The 20,483-nt window shown below is 45.7% G+C and carries 16 protein-coding genes; 13 read left to right on the top strand and 3 right to left on the bottom strand.

Annotated elements, in window-relative coordinates; translation table 11 throughout:
* The first annotated feature begins 290 nt into the window (after positions 1-290).
* On the top strand, positions 291-1,565 hold the full coding sequence (locus AAA952_RS16180; RefSeq protein WP_338258510.1) for a CinA family nicotinamide mononucleotide deamidase-related protein: 1,275 nt from the start codon (positions 291-293) through the stop codon (positions 1,563-1,565).
* Between the two features lie 91 nt (positions 1,566-1,656).
* Here AAA952_RS16180 and AAA952_RS16185 read toward each other — a convergent pair whose 3' ends face one another.
* Together AAA952_RS16185 and ppc are read right to left on the bottom strand one after the other, a co-directional pair.
* On the bottom strand, positions 1,657-2,202 hold the full coding sequence (locus tag AAA952_RS16185; protein ID WP_263196797.1) for a DUF1439 domain-containing protein: 546 nt from the start codon (positions 2,200-2,202) through the stop codon (positions 1,657-1,659).
* Positions 2,202-4,871 carry a phosphoenolpyruvate carboxylase gene (ppc, locus tag AAA952_RS16190; protein ID WP_338258513.1) on the bottom strand — a complete coding sequence of 890 codons (2,670 nt, stop codon included), beginning with the start codon at positions 4,869-4,871 and terminating at the stop codon, positions 2,202-2,204. Before ppc ends, AAA952_RS16185 begins: the two co-directional genes overlap by 1 nt.
* A 622-nt stretch (positions 4,872-5,493) precedes the next feature.
* Between ppc and argC the strand changes: the two genes are divergently transcribed.
* From argC to argH, 5 genes are all read left to right on the top strand, one after another.
* Positions 5,494-6,474, top strand: coding sequence for an N-acetyl-gamma-glutamyl-phosphate reductase (gene argC / locus AAA952_RS16195; RefSeq protein ID WP_338258515.1), 981 nt, complete (start codon positions 5,494-5,496; stop codon positions 6,472-6,474).
* Positions 6,475-6,505: 31 nt separating this feature from the next.
* Positions 6,506-7,288, top strand: a complete 783-nt coding sequence (gene argB, locus AAA952_RS16200; protein WP_106649098.1) for an acetylglutamate kinase — start codon at positions 6,506-6,508, stop codon at positions 7,286-7,288.
* A 12-nt stretch (positions 7,289-7,300) separates the two neighbouring features.
* Positions 7,301-8,206, top strand: coding sequence for an ornithine carbamoyltransferase (locus AAA952_RS16205; protein ID WP_338258519.1), 906 nt, complete (start codon positions 7,301-7,303; stop codon positions 8,204-8,206).
* A gap of 60 nt (positions 8,207-8,266) precedes the next feature.
* The gene (locus AAA952_RS16210; RefSeq protein ID WP_006083550.1) at positions 8,267-9,505 is read left to right on the top strand and encodes an argininosuccinate synthase; all 1,239 of its coding nucleotides are present in this window, start codon (positions 8,267-8,269) and stop codon (positions 9,503-9,505) included.
* Between the two features lie 108 nt (positions 9,506-9,613).
* Positions 9,614-10,981, top strand: a complete 1,368-nt coding sequence (gene argH, locus AAA952_RS16215; RefSeq protein ID WP_338258523.1) for an argininosuccinate lyase — start codon at positions 9,614-9,616, stop codon at positions 10,979-10,981.
* Positions 10,982-11,082: 101 nt separating this feature from the next.
* Here argH and AAA952_RS16220 read toward each other — a convergent pair whose 3' ends face one another.
* Positions 11,083-13,617 carry a penicillin-binding protein 1A gene (locus AAA952_RS16220; RefSeq protein ID WP_338258526.1) on the bottom strand — a complete coding sequence of 845 codons (2,535 nt, stop codon included), beginning with the start codon at positions 13,615-13,617 and terminating at the stop codon, positions 11,083-11,085.
* Between the two features lie 188 nt (positions 13,618-13,805).
* On the opposite strand from AAA952_RS16220, the gene AAA952_RS16225 reads away from it, so the two are divergent.
* From AAA952_RS16225 to aroB, 7 genes are all read left to right on the top strand, one after another.
* Positions 13,806-14,885 (top strand): pilus assembly protein PilM, encoded by a 1,080-nt coding sequence (locus AAA952_RS16225; protein ID WP_263140930.1) that lies wholly within the window; start codon positions 13,806-13,808, stop codon positions 14,883-14,885.
* The gene (locus AAA952_RS16230; RefSeq protein WP_105250539.1) at positions 14,873-15,457 is read left to right on the top strand and encodes a PilN domain-containing protein; all 585 of its coding nucleotides are present in this window, start codon (positions 14,873-14,875) and stop codon (positions 15,455-15,457) included. The genes AAA952_RS16225 and AAA952_RS16230 overlap by 13 nt, the downstream gene beginning before the upstream one ends.
* Positions 15,454-16,077: a type 4a pilus biogenesis protein PilO gene (locus AAA952_RS16235; RefSeq protein WP_105250538.1), complete on the top strand. Its 624-nt coding sequence runs from the start codon at positions 15,454-15,456 to the stop codon at positions 16,075-16,077. The genes AAA952_RS16230 and AAA952_RS16235 overlap by 4 nt, the downstream gene beginning before the upstream one ends.
* On the top strand, positions 16,077-16,592 hold the full coding sequence (locus AAA952_RS16240; RefSeq protein ID WP_105250537.1) for a pilus assembly protein PilP: 516 nt from the start codon (positions 16,077-16,079) through the stop codon (positions 16,590-16,592). The genes AAA952_RS16235 and AAA952_RS16240 overlap by 1 nt, the downstream gene beginning before the upstream one ends.
* 21 nt (positions 16,593-16,613) lie before the next feature.
* A complete protein-coding gene (locus AAA952_RS16245; protein WP_113941458.1) occupies positions 16,614-18,665 on the top strand; it encodes a type IV pilus secretin PilQ in 2,052 nt (683 codons plus the stop codon).
* Between the two features lie 216 nt (positions 18,666-18,881).
* A complete protein-coding gene (aroK, locus tag AAA952_RS16250) occupies positions 18,882-19,397 on the top strand; it encodes a shikimate kinase AroK (RefSeq protein WP_006083542.1) in 516 nt (171 codons plus the stop codon).
* 9 nt (positions 19,398-19,406) lie between these two features.
* Positions 19,407-20,483, top strand: a complete 1,077-nt coding sequence (aroB, locus tag AAA952_RS16255; RefSeq protein WP_113941457.1) for a 3-dehydroquinate synthase — start codon at positions 19,407-19,409, stop codon at positions 20,481-20,483.

Below are 20,483 nucleotides of genomic sequence, written 5' to 3' on the forward strand. Positions count from 1 at the left end.
ACAATGAAGCCAGCTGAATAAGCTGGCTTTTTTGCGTCTGTAATTTGTTAAATCCAGCCTAGTATCTATTCAATTAGTCAGTTTTCCTCCTTTTTTCTCTCCTTAACACTCTCTTTCACTCTTCATGACATCAATAATAAGTAATAGTTGTCGGTTATTTGTACGGTTATTTTGTCAATGCTCCGATTTTGCTACAGCGATCTGAGTTCTAGATCGCGTCTAGCTATTGCTATTAGTTAAGCGGTTACTTACCTTATGTTTTAATTTGTTGGGGTAGATAAGGATCTGAGATGAAGTTAGAGATGATTTGTACTGGGGAAGAGGTGTTGGCGGGGCAGATTGTAGATACCAATGCCGCTTGGTTTGCCAGTACTATGATGGAGCATGGTGTCGAGATCCAGCGTCGAGTGACTGTCGGCGATCGCCTCGAGGATTTGATTGCAGTTTTCCAAGAGCGTAGCTTACATGCCGATGTGATTCTCGTTAATGGTGGTCTCGGACCGACAAGTGATGATATGTCTGCTTTAGCTATGGCGAAGGCAAAGGGGGAACCTTTGGTCGAGAATGTGGAATGGCGTGAGCGTTTAGAGGAGTGGTTTACCCGTAATAACCGTGAAATGCCTTTAAGTAATCTCAAGCAAGCTATGCTGCCAGCGTCAGCTGTGATGATTGATAACCCCGTGGGAACCGCTTGTGGTTTTAGAGTTAAGCTTAACCGCGCTTGGTTATTCTTTACGCCTGGTGTGCCTTTTGAGCTGAAGCACATGGTTACAGAGCAGTTTGTGCCCTTTATTCGCGAAGAGTTTAACCTTGATGCTAAGGTCGCCTTAAAGAAACTATTGACCATAGGCCAAGGTGAGTCCGCTTTGGCAGATAAGTTAGAACCGCTAGAGCTGCCAGAAGGCATTACTATTGGTTACCGCTCTTCTATGCCGCATATTGAGATTAAGATTTTCGCCCGTGGCGAGAAGGTGATTGCGGTATTACCTCGCGTCGCTGGGCACATTAAAATGGTGCTGGGTACTGCGGTTGTGGCGGAAGATAAAGCCACCCTTGCCGAAGAAATTCATTATAAGCTGCTTAACTCAGGCTTGACCTTAAGCGTTGCCGAGTCTTGCACTGGCGGCATGATCACCAGCCAGTTAGTTGATTTCCCAGGCAGTTCATCTTACTTACAGCACGGATTAGTGACTTACAGTAATGAATCTAAAGTGCGCGTGTTAGGTGTTAATCCTTCAACCTTAGATGATCATGGTGCAGTCTCTATTGCGACAGTGGAAGAAATGGCTAAGGGGGCAAGGCAAATTTTAGACAGTGATTATGCGCTGGCAACCAGTGGAATTGCGGGGCCCGATGGTGGCACAGATGAGAAACCTGTGGGCACTGTGGCGATCGCTTTAGCAACTCGCGGCGGTATTTATAGTCAGATGATTAAACTACCGAGACGTTCACGGGATCTGGTACGCAGTTTAAGTGCTGCTGTGGCTTACGATATGCTAAGACGTGAGCTTTTAGCTGAAGCTGTGATCGTCGATTATCAGTCGATTGGGCGATTCAGCAAGTAACTCTTATACGGATATATGCCAGTTTATGCCCGTCAACAAAAATGCTCCCGAGGGAGCATTTTAACTTCTACAGAGATACAAAAATGGCAGATTATTTAGTGAACTTAAGCACTAATTTGCCTGGGGCAACTTGAATGCTTTCGGTCATTTTTGCCATCAGTGCTTGGTTACTGTCCTTGGTATCTAGTACATACACAGGCTGGTTTTCTAAGAATTGCCTTAGATAACTCATCACCTGCGGTGTGGCACTGCTAATCGCCTTTTCAATATCCTTTGGCGTTGATTCCACTTTGACTAATTCGAGCTGGCGCAGATAGACACTGTGCGTTGCGCTGTCATACCAAGGCTTGGCTTCGAAAGTCGTCGTGAGTTTGGCACTCAATGGAAAGATCGGATTCTTAATTGATACTTGAGTTGCGGCACTTACGCTCATAGTGTCAGGTTTTGCACCTAGCTTGACACTGATGTCGTTAATACGCACTTCTGCGCCAACTAATTGATTACCTTGTTTAATCTCAAAATGGATCTCTTTACTGAGGTACTGCTCCATTTCGTGCTCGCTGATACTGTACTGCGAGACGCAGCCGCCAAGCAGTACAGTCAGTCCCAAGCAAATCGTGCGGGAAAGTTTTTTCATTAACCAGTGTTTCTCATACCCGCGGCCACACCTGCAATAGTCAGCATTAGCGCTAATTGCACATGTTCAGACGCAGGAGTTTCGGTTGTTTCCTTACGTGTCCGCGCTAATAGCTCGGTTTGTAAGAAGTTTAATGGATCGATATACGGATTTCGCAGTTTAACTGATTCGCGATTCCACGGCGTATGCGCCATTAAGCTATCTGATTTTGTCAGTTCAAGCACGACTTTAATACCCAGATCTAAGCGTTGGCGCAAGGTTTCGCCTAAGTGATGCAATTCCTTAGGTACTAAACAGGTTTCGTAGTAGCGGGCTAAATTAGGTTCCGCCTTGGCGTAGACCATTTCCAGCATTGAAATGCGAGTGCTGAAGAAAGGCCATTCCCGTTCCATCTCTTGCAGTAAGCCCATTTCACCGCGTTCACAGGCGGCTTGAAGTGCTTCACCGGCGCCAAGCCATGCAGGTAACATCAAGCGGTTTTGCGACCAAGCAAAAATCCACGGAATTGCCCGTAGGCTTTCAATCCCGCCATCGACACGACGTTTAGCTGGGCGGCTGCCGAGTGGCAGTTTTCCTAATTCCACTTCTGGCGTTGCCGCGCGGAAATAAGCCACAAAATCAGGTTCATCACGCACTATGCCACGGTATGCACCCACTGATTCTTCAGCGATACGTTGCATGCAATTGCGCCATTCTTGTTTAGGCTCTGGCGGTGGTAGTAGGGTTGCTTCCAATACGGCAGAGGTGTACAAGGCTAAGCTTTGAACCGCGAGTTTTGGCAAGCCAAACTTGAAGCGGATCATTTCGCCCTGCTCAGTGACACGAATACGGCCATCTACCGACCCAGGAGGTTGGGATAGAATCGCTTTGTGTGCTGGACCGCCCCCGCGACCAATGCTGCCGCCACGGCCATGGAATAATGTGAGCTTGACGCCCGCTTGTTTACAGACGGCCACTAACTGCTCTTGAGCGTGATACTGAGCCCAAGCCGCCGCCATTACGCCGGCATCTTTAGCAGAGTCAGAGTAGCCAATCATCACTTCTTGCATACCCTTGGTGTAACCACGATACCAGTCGATATCGAGTAAATCGGTAATACATGCTGCGGCGTTGTTTAAGTCGCTTAGGGTTTCAAACAGCGGCACCACGCGCATTGGGTGCGAACAGCCCGTTTCTTTGAGTAACAGTAAAACCGTTAAGACATCCGATGGTTTACCCGCCATCGAAATCACATAGGATCCAAGTGCTTTAGCCGGATGTTTAGCAATTAAACGACAGGTATTGAGCACTTCGGCCACATCGGTTGACGGCTGCCAGTTACTTGGGATCAGTGGACGACGGTTGCTGAGTTCGCGTAATAGGAAAGCTTGTTTCTCGGTTTCATCCCAATGGTTGAAATCACCCATGCCGAGATAGCGAGTTAATTCGGCGAGCACATCGCTGTGACGGCTGGCGTCTTGGCGAATGTCGAGCCTGAGCATATGAATGCCAAAGCAGGCGAGACGGCGGAGAATGTCGAGCAATAAACCGTTGGCAATTAAGCGCATACCGCAGTCGGTTAAACTCTTATAGAGCATTTCTAGCGGCGCTTTGAGATCGCTTTCTTGCCAAATCAGGCTCGACTTATCGACTTCAGGATTGTGGCCTTCGATACGAGCATTCAAATAATCTATGGTGTCACGCAGTCTTTGACGAATAGATCGCAGCACGTGGCGGTAAGGTTCGCAGCTGTTATTGGTATAAGCCTTTAACTCATCATTGGCTTCTTCCATCGACAGTTCACCGACCAGCAGCACGATATCTTTTAAGAATAATCTGGCGGCGGCATGGCGGTTACGATCGAGCACCTCTTGGGTGACTTTTGCGGTAACAAACGGGTTGCCATCGCGATCGCCGCCCATCCAGCTTGAAAAGCGCACTGGCGCGATATCAATCGGTAATTGCTGCCCTGTGCGTTGCTGCACTCGATCGTTAAGTTGTCTTAAGAAGTCAGGCACCGCATGCCAGAGTGACTCTTCAATGGTGGATAATCCCCAGCGGGCTTCATCCACTGGGGTGGGGCGCTCGCGGCGGATCTCATTGGTGTGCCATATTTGCGCGATTAATTGACGCAGGCGCAGATTGATCTGTTGACGTTCTCTATCCGACAGTTGGTCGTTTTCTTGCTCTGTTAAGCAGTCGACAATGGCGGCGTATTTTTGGATCAGGGTGCGACGGGAAATTTCAGTGGGGTGCGCTGTTAGCACCAGATCGATATCCAGTGTTTTTAGACAGTCGAGCATTTTAGCTTGGTCGACACGACCATTGAGCATGCGTCCTAGGAGTTGTTCCACTGGGTCTGGCACGCAGACAAGTTCGTCGCAATTACGACTGATAGTATGAAATTGCTCAGATAAGTTAGCTAAGTTAAGAAATTGGTTAAAAGCTTTTGCAAAAGGGACTAATTCTTCGTCTGGCAAAGCTGTCAGTAACTCGAGCATTTGCTCTCTGGCGGCTTGATCGCCTCGGCGTGAGTCTTTGGCAAGCTTACGGATCTGTTCAACCTTCTCAAGAAAAGAGTCCCCAAGATGGGTACGCATAGTATCGCCAAGGATTTGGCCTAACATACTCACGTTCGATCTTAATGACGCATACATATCTGTCATATTGTCTGCCATGGTTACTGACATAGTTACTCCGAATAGAAAAACATGAAAATTCCGCTGTGCATTTAGCCCGTTAGCACAATACCTATCACTTGGGGCTATGGTCAACAGCAGAACTTATAACTTATACGACTGGCTTATCCGATATGCAACCAATCACGGTATTTGATGAAGAATATTCAATAGAAATGCGAAGTCACGCAATATTTTTTGATGATTAGTGCAAGTGAATATGAAGTGCATCATTTTATGCTTTGCAGACATGTATCTTAGCTGTTAATGAAAAGGACTGATTTGACTCATATTGACCCTGGATAACTGAGTTATTAACGAGTTAGCTGAATGGGAGGCGTGTCTTCGATATCCCAGTTTGAGCTTAAAATATGAAAATAAATTAAAAATATATATTCACATATATTGCATAAGTAGATCTTTGTGGTAGTCTAGCCATCAGTTGAGATGAGTCACCACCTGTGACCTGTAGAGTGAATATCATGATGCACAGTATTAGCCTGACAGTGAATAAAATAACAACCTATTACGATTTCCTGCGACGATAGTCTTGTCATCATAGATATGCGCGGTTGCGTGTAAGCTATTCATCTACTCTTTAAGTTTCTTTGATTCGGTTAATAAGACAAAAAACATGAAAAATATCGCCATTATTGGTGCCAGTGGTTACACAGGCGCGCAACTGACCGCTTTAATCCATGCGTCAGCAGAACTGACGATTCAGGGGTTGTATGTTTCTGAAAACAGTTTAGATAAAGGTAAGCCTTTAGCGGATTTGTATCCTAGCTATAGCCATATCGCATTAACGCTGTCGCCATTGTCCGATGAGGCTAAGGCAAAAATCGTGGCCGAAGCGGATGCCGTGGTGTTAGCGACTGAGCACTCGGTGAGCCTGCATTTAGCGGCTTGGTTTTATAGCCAAGGCTTAGCGGTATTCGATTTAAGCGGTGCTTATCGTTTCAGCGATGTGGCGCAATATCCTAAATGGTATGGCTTTGAGCATGAATATCCAGAGGTTTTAGCTAAAGCCGTCTATGGCCTTGCCGAATGGAACGCTAAAGAAATCGCGGCAACTAAGATTATTGCGGTACCAGGTTGTTATCCAACTGCATCACTTACTGCCTTAAAGCCGCTGGCGAGTTTACTGACATCAGCTTATCCGGTGATCAATGCGGTGAGCGGCGTAACAGGTGCGGGCCGTAAAGCGCAGTTACACACCAGTTTTTGTGAAGTTAGCCTGACACCCTACGGCGTATTAGGCCACAGACATCAACCCGAGATCGCCACTCAGCTTGGTCAAGAAGTGATATTTACCCCGCATCTTGGCAACTTTAAGCGTGGCATTTTAGCGACTATTACCGTGCAGCTAAAACCAGGCACTACGACTGCCGATGTAGCAGCGGCCTATAGCGTATATGACCAGGCGCCATTGGTCACCGTGAAGCATAATCAGTTCCCTAAAGTGGACGATGTGGTGCTGACACCTAACTGCCACTTAGGTTGGAAGTTTGATGAGAATAGCGGTTACTTAGTGGTAGCCAGTGCAATCGATAATTTGATGAAAGGTGCTGCCAGCCAAGCGCTGCAATGCATAAAGATTCATTTTAACCTTTAATTGTTCATCCTTATTTAAGAGAGTCGTCAAGATGTCTACAAACAACTCAGTATTAGTTCTTAAAGTTGGTGGCGCGCTGCTGCAGTGTGAAATGGGGATGGCGCGGTTAATGGATACGGCTGCGGCTATGTTAGCCAATGGTCAGCAAGTGTTGATGGTACATGGCGGTGGCTGTCTGGTGGATGAGCAGTTAGCGGCTAATGGTATGGAGACCGTCAAGTTAGAAGGTTTACGTGTGACTCCGCCCGAGCAAATGCCGATTATTGCCGGCGCATTGGCGGGCACTTCGAACAAAATCCTTCAAGGCGCAGCGACTAAGGCTGGCATTGTGAGTGTGGGCATGAGCCTCGCCGATGGCAATACTGTTTCGGCTAAGATTAAAGATGAGCGTTTAGGCTTAGTGGGCGAAGTCACACCAAACGATGGCACTTATCTTAAGTTTATCCTCGCCCAAGGTTGGATGCCGATTTGTAGCTCTATCGCCATGATGGACGATGGCCAAATGCTTAACGTTAATGCAGACCAAGCGGCGACGGCATTAGCCAAATTAGTGGGCGGCAAGTTAGTGCTACTGTCGGATGTTTCTGGGGTGCTCGATGGTAAAGGCCAGCTCATCCATAGTTTAAATGGCAAGCAGATAGCAGACCTTGTTAAGCAAGGTGTGATCGAAAAGGGAATGAAGGTCAAAGTTGAAGCTGCGCTCGAAGTAGCACAGTGGATGGGGCAGGCGGTACAAGTTGCCTCGTGGCGTGATGCAAGCCAATTAATCGCATTAGCAAAAGGTGAAGCCGTAGGAACACAAATCCAACCATAAGTGGAGTAGGTTATGAAGCATTTACTATCGATAAAAGACTTAACCCAGCAGCAGTTACAGGATCTAATTGCCTTGGCAAAAACGATCAAAGCCAATCCGGCTGAGTATCGTCATGCGCTGGATGGCAAGAGTGTGGTGATGTTATTTGAAAAGCCCTCACTCAGAACACGCGTTAGCTTTGATATCGGTATTAATAAGCTCGGTGGCCACTGTTTATACCTAGACCAGCAAAATGGTGAACTGGGAAAACGGGAATCGGTTGCTGACTTTGCTTCTAACCTGTCATGTTGGGCCGACGCAATTGTGGCGAGAACCTATTCACACACCACCATTGAACAATTAGCCGAGTTCGGCACAGTGCCCGTGATTAATGCCTTGTCGGATCTTTATCATCCTTGCCAAGCATTAGCCGACTTTTTAACACTGGCCGAGCAGTTTAAGGATGTCAGCAAAGCCAAATTAGCTTATGTTGGTGATGGTAATAATGTCACTAACTCGCTGATGTACTGTGCGGCTATTCTCGGTGCTACCATGACAGTGATCTGCCCAGCGGGTCACTTTCCTGATGGCTACGTAGTGGCAGAAGTGCAAGAGCTTGCTAAGCGATATGGCGGTAAGCTGGTACTGACTTCAGATATCGATGCGATTGAAGGTCACGACGCTATTTATACCGATACTTGGATTTCAATGGGCGATCCAACACCGCTGGCGGATATCAAAGCGAAGTTTGCACCATACCAAGTAAACAAAGCCTTGATGGCGAAAGCGGGCGCTAACTTCTTTATGCATTGTTTGCCCGCCCACCGTGGTGTAGAAGTAACAGATGAAGTGATGGACGGTGCAGGCTCCTTAATTCTGCAACAAGCCGAAAATCGGATGCATGCCCAAAATGCGGTACTGGTAACCTTATTTAGTTAAATTAACCCTGTTTAGCAGCCTGTTTTCTCCTAGGTGAGAAACGAGTCATAGGAATTTAAGATGTCTATCGAGATAAAAAATACTGGCGTGAAAAAAGTGGTTTTAGCCTATTCAGGTGGTCTAGATACCTCGGCCATTATTCCTTGGTTAAAAGAAAACTACGATAACTGTGAAATCATCGCATTTTGCGCCGACGTCGGCCAAGGCGAAGAAGAGCTGGTTGGCTTGACTGAAAAAGCCTTAGCTTCGGGTGCGTCTGAGTGTCATATTGTCGATCTGAAAGAAGAATTCGTTAAAGAGTATATCTACCCAACGATTGCGAGCGGTGCGATTTACGAAGGCACTTATTTACTCGGTACGTCAATGGCGCGTCCTATCATTGCCAAAGCACAGGTTGAAGTGGCCCGTAAAGTGGGCGCCGATGCTCTGTGCCACGGTTGTACCGGTAAAGGTAACGATCAAGTGCGTTTCGAAGGTTGTTTCGCTGCATTAGCGCCTGATTTAAAAGTGATTGCACCATGGCGTGAATGGACCATGCAGAGCCGTGAAGATCTACTGGCCTATTTAGCTGAACGTGACATTAAGACGTCAGCGTCAGCGACTAAAATCTATAGCCGTGATGCCAATGCTTTCCATATTTCCCATGAAGGTGGTGAGTTAGAAGATCCATGGAACGAGCCAAGCAAAGGTGTGTGGACTCTGACCGCCGATCCTGAAGATGCACCGAACAAGCCTGAATATGTGTCGCTAGAAGTAGAACATGGCCGTATCACTAAAGTGAATGGTGAAGCCCTAACGCCTTATGCTGCGCTGATGACATTGAACGCGATTGCTGCGCCACACGGTGTGGGTCGTATCGACATCACTGAAAATCGTTTAGTGGGCATGAAGTCTCGTGGCTGTTACGAAACTCCCGGCGGCACTGTGATGTTCGCAGCACTGCGTGCGATTGAAGAGCTGGTACTCGACAAAACTAGCCGTAACTGGCGTGAGCAAGTTGCCGCACAAATGGCGCATTTAGTGTATGACGGCCGCTGGTTCACGCCACTGTGTAAGTCACTGCTGGCAGCATCTGAGTCATTGGCAGAATCAGTTAACGGTGAAGTCGTGGTTAAACTCTACAAAGGCCAAGCAACGGCAGTGAAGAAACGTTCACCTAATAGCTTGTACTCTGAAGCGTTTGCCACCTTTGGTGAAGATCAAGTGTACGATCAAAAACATGCAGAAGGCTTTATCCGCCTGTACTCATTAGCGAGCCGCATCCGCGCACTCAACGCTAATGACGTTAAGTCTAAGTAATAGGTCGTTTAAAAGGGCGCCTAGCGCCCTTTTTTGTTTTTAGGTTTTGATTTAGTTTTTGATTCAGATGAGTCGATTTCAAATAAGCAGTGAGTAAGGGGAGTTAGCATGGCTTTATGGGGTGGAAGATTTCAGGGCGAAACGAGCGCGCTATTCAAATTATTCAACGATTCGTTGCCTGTGGATTATCGCTTGTTCGAACAGGATGTGGTCGGCTCCATCGCTTGGGCGGATGCGATCGCCAGCGTGGGAATTATCTCGGCAACTGAATGCTGCGACTTGAAAAAAGCGCTTAATGACTTGCTGGTGGAAGTGCAGGGCGATCCGGCGATTATTCTTGCCTCGGGCGCCGAAGATATTCACAGTTTCGTCGAGTCGGCTTTGATTGCCAAAGTGGGCGATCTCGGTAAGAAATTGCACACTGGTCGTAGCCGTAACGATCAAGTTGCCACCGATTTAAAGCTTTGGTGTCAATCCGAAGGCAAAGCATTACTCGCGCGCCTTCACAGCTTACATGCTGAATTACTGGCGTTGGCAGAACGTGAGTTTGATGCGGTAATGCCGGGTTATACTCACTTGCAGCGCGCGCAACCTGTGACATTTGGCCACTGGTGTTTAGCGTATGTGGAAATGACTGAGCGGGATATCAGCCGTTTAAGCGATGCGTTAACCCGCGCGAATACCTGTCCTTTAGGTTCAGGTGCGCTGGCGGGTACAGCCTATAAAATAGATCGACATGCTCTGGCCGCGGCGCTGAATTTTGCCTCGCCAACGCTGAATAGCTTAGATAGCGTATCAGACAGAGATCACGTGGTAGAGCTTTGTTCAACCGCATCGATCAGCATGATGCACTTAAGCCGTATGGCTGAAGATTTGATTTTCTTTAACTCAGGTGAAGCGAACTTTATTTCCCTGAGTGATGAAGTGACCTCGGGTTCATCCCTGATGCCACAGAAGAAAAATCCAGACGCATTAGAGCTTATCCGTGGCAAAACTGGCCGGGTGTATGGCAGCTTAGTGGGCATTCTCACTACGATGAAAGCGCTGCCTTTGGCGTACAACAAAGATATGCAGGAAGATAAAGAAGGCCTGTTTGACGTGGTCGATAGTTGGGCAATTTGCCTCGATATGGCGGCGTTAGTGTTGTCAGGTTTGAAGGTCAATCGCCCTAATGCGCTGTTAGCGGCACAGCAAGGTTATGCAAACTCTACTGAGCTTGCGGATTATCTCGTGTCTAAAGGCATGCCTTTCCGTGAGGCGCACCATGTTGTGGGTGAAGTCGTGGTTGCTGCGATAGCGAAGCAAATTCCGCTTGAGGATTTCTCCTTGGCCGAATTAAAAACTTTTGCCGCTATCATTGAAGATGATGTCTATCCAAACCTGACTATTGAAGCTTGTTTAGCGAAACGTGACGTGCTCGGTGGTACTGCATTGCCACAAATTCAGCAGGCGATTGCGGCTAAGAAAGCACGTTAAGCGAGTTATTCAAATCCACAATACAAGCCAATAAAAAACGCGACATTAGGTCGCGTTTTTTATTGGGCCACAATTAGTGGTAATGACTTTTTAGCATTTGTTTATTGGAATAAATCATCGGTTGGTGCATCGATGAATAAATTGTTTTCATCCTGAGTTTCGCTGATGTATTCCTTCGGCTCTGTACCTGAAATAAAGTACTCGAACGCACTGGTATAGTCGGTTTTTCGAGTAAGTTTACCCGTCGCTAAATCAATGCGTACCGAAACTATGCCTTCTGGCGGAATCGAGGTTGTCTCAGGAGTGCCTTGTAAGACACTGTTCATAAACTCGTTCCAGCCTGGACCTGCTGTTTTCGCACCCGCTTCGGCGCCAGTTATCTGATCTTTTTCGCCGTTTGCATTCCATGCGGTTCTGCCCAGTTGGCGACCGTGATCGTCGAAACCGACCCAGAAAGTGCTAGTGATGACTGGGCTAAAACCACTGAACCAAGTGTCGCGCGATTCGTTTGTGGTACCCGTTTTACCTGCAATATCATGGCGCTTAATCAATTTTGCTGCGCGCCAAGCCGTACCTTGCCAACCTGTGCCTTTACTCCAATCGCCGCCGCCCCAGATCACGCTCTTCAGTGCTTCGGTAATGAGGAATGCCGTTTGCTCTGAAATAATTTGCGGAGCGTAGCGACCGGTTTGATCGAAACACTGCGCAACAGGTGCACTAGGCTCAGCACCAGAGTCTCCACTTACGCTGAACGCCACAGGATCGCTCGGTGTAACTGGTTGGTTAAGACTTTGGCTAGGCTTACAGGCCAATGTAGGGTTCGCTTTTTCGATAACATTGCCGTAAGCATCTTCTACGCGATCAATATAGAAAGGTTCGAGTAAGAAACCGCCGTTAGCAAATACGTTAAATGCAGTAACCACTTGCAATGGCGTGACTGAAGACGAACCTAATGCAATCGATTCGTTGCGAGGTAAGTCGTTAGGATCAAAACCAAATTCAACGAGTTGAGCAATGGTTTCGTCGAGTCCGACATGACGCATTGCACGCACAGACATAACGTTAATAGATTGCGCTAAACCCACACGTAAACGAGTGGGGCCGCCATAGATATCGGGTGAGTTTTTAGGGCGCCATGCTGTGCCTTGGCTGATATCGGGTTTATTAATTGGCGCATTGTCTATGAGGGTCGCTAAGGTAAAGCCTTTCTCTAATGCTGCGGCATAGATGAAAGGTTTTATATTCGAACCTAATTGACGCTTCGCTTGAGTCACTCGGTTGTATTGGCTTTGGCTAAAGCTATAACCACCAACTAAAGTGCGAATAGCACCATTTTTGGGGTCGAGTGATACTGTTGCGCTGGCGACTTCTGGTACTTGCGATAGTTGCAAATATTGGCCGTTATCACGGATCCAAATACGCTCGCCGACCTTGAGTATGTCAGAAGCTGATTTCGGTACACTGCCTTGACGCTTATCAGTAATAAATTTACGTGCCCACTTTAATCCATCCCAAGTAATGACTTTAGTTTCGCCTTTGGCGGTCATTATGCTGGCTTGCTGATCTGCAATGCTGATGACTGCGGCGGGTTGCAATTCTTGTACTGAAGCAATCTTGGCTAGTTCAGTTTTGATTTGAGCAGGTTCAGGTTTTTCGTCCGTCCACAACACGGCAGCAGGACCTCGGTAGCCATGGCGTTCATCATAGGCATAGACGTTATTACGCAGTGCCTGTTGAGCTTTAAGTTGTAGATCCGATGAGATAGTCGTATAGACGTTGTAGCCATTGGTATAGGCCTCTTCTTCACCGTACTTCTGTACCATGTAATCCCGAGCCATTTCAGAAATATAAGGGGCATAGAGATCAATTTCAGCGCCATGATATCTGGCAACCAATGGCTCTTGTAGTGCTGCTTGGTATTCGGTTTGGCTGATGTAGCCGACTTCATTCATCCGCATGAGGACGACATTACGGCGAGCTAATGCACGCGAAGGTGACGTGATTGGATTGAGTGTAGAGGGCGCCTTGGGTAGGCCTGCAATAACGGCCAGTTCAGATAAGCTGAGTTCCTGCACGTTTTTACCGAAATACACTTGCGCAGCAGCCCCAACACCGTAGGCCCGTTGGCCTAAGTAAATGCGGTTTACGTAGAGCTCTAAAATTTCATCTTTGGTGAGTAACTCTTCAATATGATAGGAGATAAAAATCTCCTTCACTTTACGAATAATAGTCTTATCTCGGGTTAAGAAGAAGTTACGTGCGACCTGCATGGTAATCGTACTCGCACCTTGCTTTTTCTCACCAGTGGTCAACATCACTAATGCGGCGCGAAGCACGCCAACAGGGTCTATACCACCATGTTCATAAAAGCGGGCATCTTCGGTTGCGATAAACGCCTGTAGCAGAGGTTTTGGCACTTCGTCTAACGTTAGTGGAATGCGACGTTTCTCACCGAATTGAGAAATAAGTTTGCCGTCACTACTGTAAATACGTAAAGGTGTTTGAAGTTGCACATTTTTTAGTGTTGAAACATCCGGTAAATCCGGCAAAACATAAAAGTATGCTGCCACAATGGCGCCTACGCCCAAAAGGGCTAGACTGAATAGTGCTATAACAATACGTTTTAACCACTTCACCAAAATTTATCCTAATGTTCTGTTAAGTGCGACAGTATATAAGGCGCACACGTCTTGGTGAAGTAAAAACGTGAGACTCACAAAATAGCATTTGTAAAATGATGAAACATTCGATACAAGTAAGTATAACAAGTTGATTTTGTGCTAATCTCTTTTACTGAAATATAAATAAAAAAGTGACAATGGATATGCTTTCAAATTTATGGAAGCGTCAGGCTCCGCAGATGGTGGGAATCGATATCGGTTCCCATGAAGTTAAGGCCATTTTGTTGAGTAAGACTGCTGACGGATACAAAATATTGAGTCATGCCGCGGTACCCATTAAGAAGGGGGCCGTTAACGATCATGATATTCGTGATGCTGATGCCGTTGTTGAATGCCTTAAGCAAATAAAACGTAGCCTGCCTAAATCCGTTAAATATGCCGCTGTTTCTGTTTCGGGTTCTGCTGTGATGACGAAAGTGATCTACATGGATGCCTCCCTTAGTGAGGAAGAAATGGAGGCACAGATAGAAATTGAAGCCGATAATCTTATTCCGTATTCACTCGATGAAGTTAGCATAGATTTTGAAACGCTAAACGTAAACAGTACCGATCCTACTAAAGTTGATGTGCTGTTGAGCGCATGCCGCACTGACAATATTGATGTCAGAGTCGATGCGCTGGATAGCGTGGAACTTGAGGCTAAAGTGGTGGATGTTGAAGGTTACGCTCTAGGTAGAGCTGCCGAGCTAATTATGGCCCAGCTTCCAGAAGGAGCGAAACATAAAGCCGTCGCTATGGTTGATATCGGCGCGAATATGACGACTTTCTCTGTGGTTGAATCGGGTGAGACGACTTTTATTCGTGAGCAAGCTTTCGGTGGTGAGCAATTTACTCAGTCAATATTATCCTTCTATGGCATGTCTTATGATCAAGCTGAGAAAGCAAAGATTGAAGGCGACTTACCACGAAATTATATGTTTGAAGTTTTGTCACCTTTTCAAACTCAGCTATTACAACAAATAAAACGTACGCTGCAGATTTATTGCACTTCCAGCGGTAAAGATAAAGTCGACTACCTCGTATTATGCGGTGGAACATCTAAATTAGAAGGTATGGCTAATTTACTGACGAATGAATTGGGTGTTCACACTATTATCGCCGATCCTTTTCAAGGCTGTTTGCATGCCGATGAGTCGGTTAAAAGTGCGCTGCAACCTACAATCAGCAAATATATGGTTGCTTGTGGCTTAGCATTGAGGAGTTACGGTCAATGGCGAACATAAACCTACTCCCTTGGCGAGAAGAGGCGAGAGAAAAACAAAAGCGCGACTATATTGGTATTTTAGCGGCAGTATTTTTAGCGTCGGCGATTTTAGTCTATGTCGCAGTATCTTTATTAGATGTTATGACCGATGAGCAAAAAGCACGTAACGCTTATTTGCAATCGGAAATCAGTCTGCTTGAAACACAAATTTCTGAGATCAAGAAAATTACAGAACGTAAGAAAGACATTGAGCGGCGTACAGAAATTATTCTTAATCTACAGCAATCCCGTAATTTGCCTACTCACGTGTTAGATGAGCTTGTTCGAATTGTACCTCCAGGAATATATCTGTCTAGCCTAGAGAAAAAGGGCAGTTTGTTGCTGATTGAAGGGCGTAGTGAATCGAACAATAACGTCGCCAACATGATGCGAAAAGTGAAAACTTCCGAATGGTTAACCGATCCTAATATGCAGTCGATCGTGACCCAAAATGAAGAGTTACGGCAATTACAGCGTTTTAGTTTGAGAGTCACTATTAAAGGCGCGAGTGTAGACGAGCCTGAGAAAATGACAAAAGGAGCGAGTAAATGAAACTCGATCTAAGTCAATTTAATGATATCGACTTTGAAAATATTGGTGGTTGGCCAAATCAAGTTAAAACCTTTTTCGCGATCCTTTTAGCACTTTGTGTTTTTGCTGCGGGATATTTCTTGGTCGTCTCCGATTCGGTAGATATTTATACCGCAGAGCAAGATAAAGAAGTGCAGCTCAGAGATGATTTCAAGAATAAGTATCAACTTGCGGCAAATTTAAAACTCTACCGAGATCAGCTAGCGACGATGGAAGTACAGTTTGCAGAGTTACTGAAGATGCTGCCATCTGAAAATGAAATGCCAGGTTTGCTAGACGATTTAACTTTTGTGGCTACGGATGCAGGACTCAAAATTAATAGTTTGAATTGGGAGGCCGAAATTCAGCGGGATTTCTATATTGAGTTTCCAATTAAAATGTCTGTGACGGGAGATTACCATCAGCTAGGTAGTATGGTGAGTGGTGTCGCTAAGCTGCCGCGTATCGTTAGCCTCCATGATTTCACCATTAAGCGAGATGAAGCCGGCAACTTAGCAATGGATATCTTAGCCAAGACATACCGCTTTAAAGAAGGGGCTGAATTACCGCCTGAAAAACCTGCTAATAAGGGGAAGAAATAATGAAATTCTTACCTTTGTTAGCCTTGAGTCTTTTTTTAATGGGTTGTGTTGGCGATCGTAGTGATTTAGAGCTATTTGTTACTACAACCAAAGCGCAACATGTTGCTCATATCCCGCCCTTGAAAGAGCCGCCAAGATTTGAGCACTTTGCCTATCAAGCCGAGTTAATGCGTAGCCCTTTTGTACCACCTTCGCGTGAGTTAACGGAAGAAGTTGTTGATACCAGCAAAGATTGTTTACAACCGGACTTAAAGCGTCGAAAAGGACGATTAGAAACTTATCCTTTAGATAATTTAAAAATGCGTGGCACCTTAAGTGAAGCCGATACAACTTGGGCGTTAGTTGAAACAAATGACGGCAGTGTTTATCGGATGGGCGTTGGTGAGTATTTAGGTCTGTTTAATGGACGCATTTCTAAAGTTACTTCACAAAATGTCGAAGTAGTAGAATTAATTCCAGATGGTTCAGGCTGTTGGTCCGAAAGGACGAGCAATTTAGAACTTTCTGGAGAATAACGAGCGAAGGATGAGGGAATAATGAAATCTTCTGCCGCGATAAAAGTCCCGTTAATTTCTTCAGGCTTAATCAAGTCTGTTATTGGGATCGCATTGGTATTTGGAATTTTGCCATCGAGTTATGCTGCAAACCGATTAATGGATGTTAAATACCATGCCTTGGTTGACCACCAGTTAGAGCTAGAGTTGGTATTTGAAGAAGCGGTCACTCCGCCAGTTATTGACTCTAATGCCTCGCCTGCAGAGCTCGTATTAACCTTTGATAATAGTATTTCTGGTTTATCTAAGGATCGCTTACCCATTAATCAAGTCGGTGTAACTGACATGATGACTGAGCAGCAAGATACTCGTCTTAAAGTCACCTTAGGTATGTCCAAAGTGAAACCTTACCAAGGTTCAGTCATGGGCAACTCATATCGACTCACTATTAATGATGAGGTTGCGGGCGCTCAGACTCAGGCAGAAAACCCCTTCGTTAACAGCATTAAAAATATCGATTTTCGTCGTAATGAAAATGGTGGCGGTGAGTTATTAGTCTATTTGAATAACCGCTCGGTTGCCGTTAACGTTGAGCAAGTGGGAGCTAAACTCGAAGTTAAGTTATATAACACTGATATTAATAGTGATCTGCTTTATGTTATGGATGTGAAAGATTTTTCAACACCAGTAAAAAGCTTCGAGACATTTAAAGAAGATTTAACAACGCGCATTTTAGTTGATATTGCAGGGGAATATGAGTTCAGTTACAAGCAAGAGGATAATCTCTTTAGACTCTCGATGAATAAAGTTGAGAGAGTTGCCGCCAAGAAAGATGTTAAAAAATACAATGGCCGTACTTTGTCGCTTAACTTTCAAAATATCCCTGTACGTACTGTTTTGCAGATCATTGCTGACTATAACAATTTTAACTTAGTCACGAGTGATACTGTTGAGGGCAACATCACCTTGAGATTGGATGATGTGCCCTGGGACCAAGCATTAGATTTGATTCTACAAACCAAAGGCCTAGATAAACGTATCGAAGGCAACATCTTAATGGTGGCACCGAGCGAAGAGTTGGCTATTCGTGAAAGCCAAAATCTCAAAAATAGGCAAGAAGTTAAAGAGTTAGCACCTTTGTATTCTGAGTACTTGCAAATTAACTATGCCAAAGCGATCGATATTGCTGAGCTGCTTAAAAGCGCAGATTCTAGTTTACTCTCGCCACGCGGCTCAGTCGCGGTCGATGAACGTACCAACACTGTACTTGTGAAAGATACGGCAGAAACGATTGAGAACATCCATCGTTTAGTCGAAGTACTCGATATCCCTATTCGCCAAGTGCTGATCGAGTCACGTATGGTAACGGTCAAAGATGATGTCTCTGAAGACTTAGGCATACGTTGGGGCGTAACGGATCAGCAGGGCAGTAAGGGAACCTCAGGTACATTAGAAGGTGCTCAGAGTATTGCCAACGGCATCATTCCAACTCCTGACCAACGTTTGAACGTTAATTTGCCTGCGGCAGTGACCAATCCAACAAGTATCGCATTCCACGTTGCTAAGTTGGCAGATGGTACTATTCTTGATTTGGAATTGAGTGCGTTAGAGCAAGAAAATAAAGGTGAAATTATCGCCAGCCCTCGTATTACTACCTCTAACCAAAAGGCGGCTTATATTGAGCAGGGTGTGGAGATACCTTATGTGCAGTCGACTTCAAGCGGCGCAACCTCGGTCACTTTTAAGAAAGCCGTGTTGTCCTTGCGAGTTACACCACAAATTACACCAGATAACCGCGTTATTTTAGATTTGGAAATCACCCAAGACTCTCAGGGCAAGACGGTTGACACACCAACGGGTCCCGCTGTCGCCATCGATACCCAACGTATTGGCACTCAAGTGCTAGTTGATAACGGTGAAACCATAGTCCTTGGTGGTATTTATCAGCAAAACTTGATCAGCCGGGTGAGTAAAGTCCCTATTCTCGGTGACATTCCCTTAGTCGGTTTCCTGTTTAGGAACACAACAGACAAAAATGAGCGTCAAGAGCTACTTATTTTCGTAACCCCCAAAATAGTCGGTGAGAAGATCTAAGCACTTGCTATGTATCGACTAAAGCCAGCAGTGATTGCTGGCTTTATTATTACTGGAATACAATTCTTTGCATAAATAGCGCACATGGCTTGCCATAGTAGACCCTAAGCTGAGATAATCCTCGGTCAAGTCTCATAAGAGCAAGGTAACATATAGGTCGGCTTGATGTTGAGTCGATATAGGCATACTTTTCAATAAGATTCAGACGTACAAGAAATGGCTGAAAAACGTAATATTTTTCTGGTAGGCCCTATGGGCGCAGGTAAAAGCACAATTGGTCGCCATCTGGCGCAAATGCTGCATTTAGAATTCCACGATTCGGATCAAGAGATTGAACAACGCACAGGCGCTGATATTGCTTGGGTGTTTGACGTCGAAGGTGAAGAAGGCTTCCGTCGTCGTGAAGCTCAGGTTATTGCTGATTTGTCTGAGAAACAAGGTATCGTCCTTGCCACCGGTGGTGGTTCAGTACAAAGCAAAGATATCCGTAATCATCTGTCTGCTCGTGGCATTGTGGTTTACCTGGAAACCACTATCGACAAACAGGTCGCTCGTACTCAAAGAGACAAGCGACGCCCATTATTGCAAGTGGATGATCCTCGAGAAGTGTTGGAGAATCTTGCAGAGATCCGTAATCCATTGTACGAAGAAATTGCCGATGTGATTGTCAAAACCGATGATCAAAGCGCAAAGATCGTCGCAAATCAGATCATTGAGCAATTAGGTTTTTAGGCAGAATTTATGAAGCAAATTCAGGTTGATTTAGGTGTACGTAGTTATCCCATTTACATTGGCCAGAATTTGATGAGTGATGGCGAGACTTTGTCTCGCTACCTGCTTAAAAAACGTATTCTTATCGTCACCAATGAAACTGTCGCGCCTTTGTATCTTAAACAGATACAAGAGACGATGGCTTCGTTTGGTGAGGTAGAGAGTGTTATCCTTCCTGATGGCGAACAATTCAAAGACTTAGCACATCTAGATACTATTTTTACTGCATTGCTGCAGCAAAACTATGGTCGAGATTCTGTGCTGGTGGCTTTGGGTGGTGGCGTGATTGGTGATATGACGGGCTTTGCCGCGGCATGTTATCAACGTGGGATCGATTTTATTCAAATTCCGACAACTTTATTGTCGCAGGTGGATTCTTCCGTCGGCGGTAAAACGGCTGTTAACCATCCTCTTGGTAAAAACATGATTGGGGCCTTTTATCAGCCACAAATCGTGCTTATCGATACTTTATGTTTACATACGCTTCCAGCGCGCGAGTTTGCGGCGGGAATGGCGGAAGTCATCAAGTATGGCATCATGTGGGATGCTGATTTTTTTCAATGGCTTGAAGATAATGTAACGGCGCTAAAAACCTTAGATGCCGAAGCATTAGTTTATGCTATCTCTCGTTGCTGTGAGATTAAAGCCGATGTGGTTAGCCAAGATGAAACTGAGCAGGGCGTGCGTGCTTTGTTGAATCTGGGTCATACCTTTGGTCACGCGATTGAAGCCGAAATGGGCTACGGTAATTGGCTGCATGGTGAAGCCGTGTCAGCTGGCACAGTCCTTGCTGCTAAAACAGCTAAGGCACTGGGGCTTATCGATGAGTCAATAGTTTGTCGTATCATACAGTTACTACAAGCTTTTGATCTTCCAGTGAGTGCGCCGGAATCTATGGATTTCGACAGTTTCATTCAACATATGCGACGCGATAAAAAAGTTTTAGGCGGTCAGATTCGACTGGTGCTCCCAACGGCAATAGGCCGCGCGGATGTGTTTAGTCAAGTCACAGAATCTACCCTTGAACAGGTTATTCGCTGCGCATAA

Source organism: Shewanella sp. M-Br, from assembly GCF_036245925.1.
In the GTDB taxonomy this organism is placed as follows: domain Bacteria; phylum Pseudomonadota; class Gammaproteobacteria; order Enterobacterales; family Shewanellaceae; genus Shewanella; species Shewanella oncorhynchi.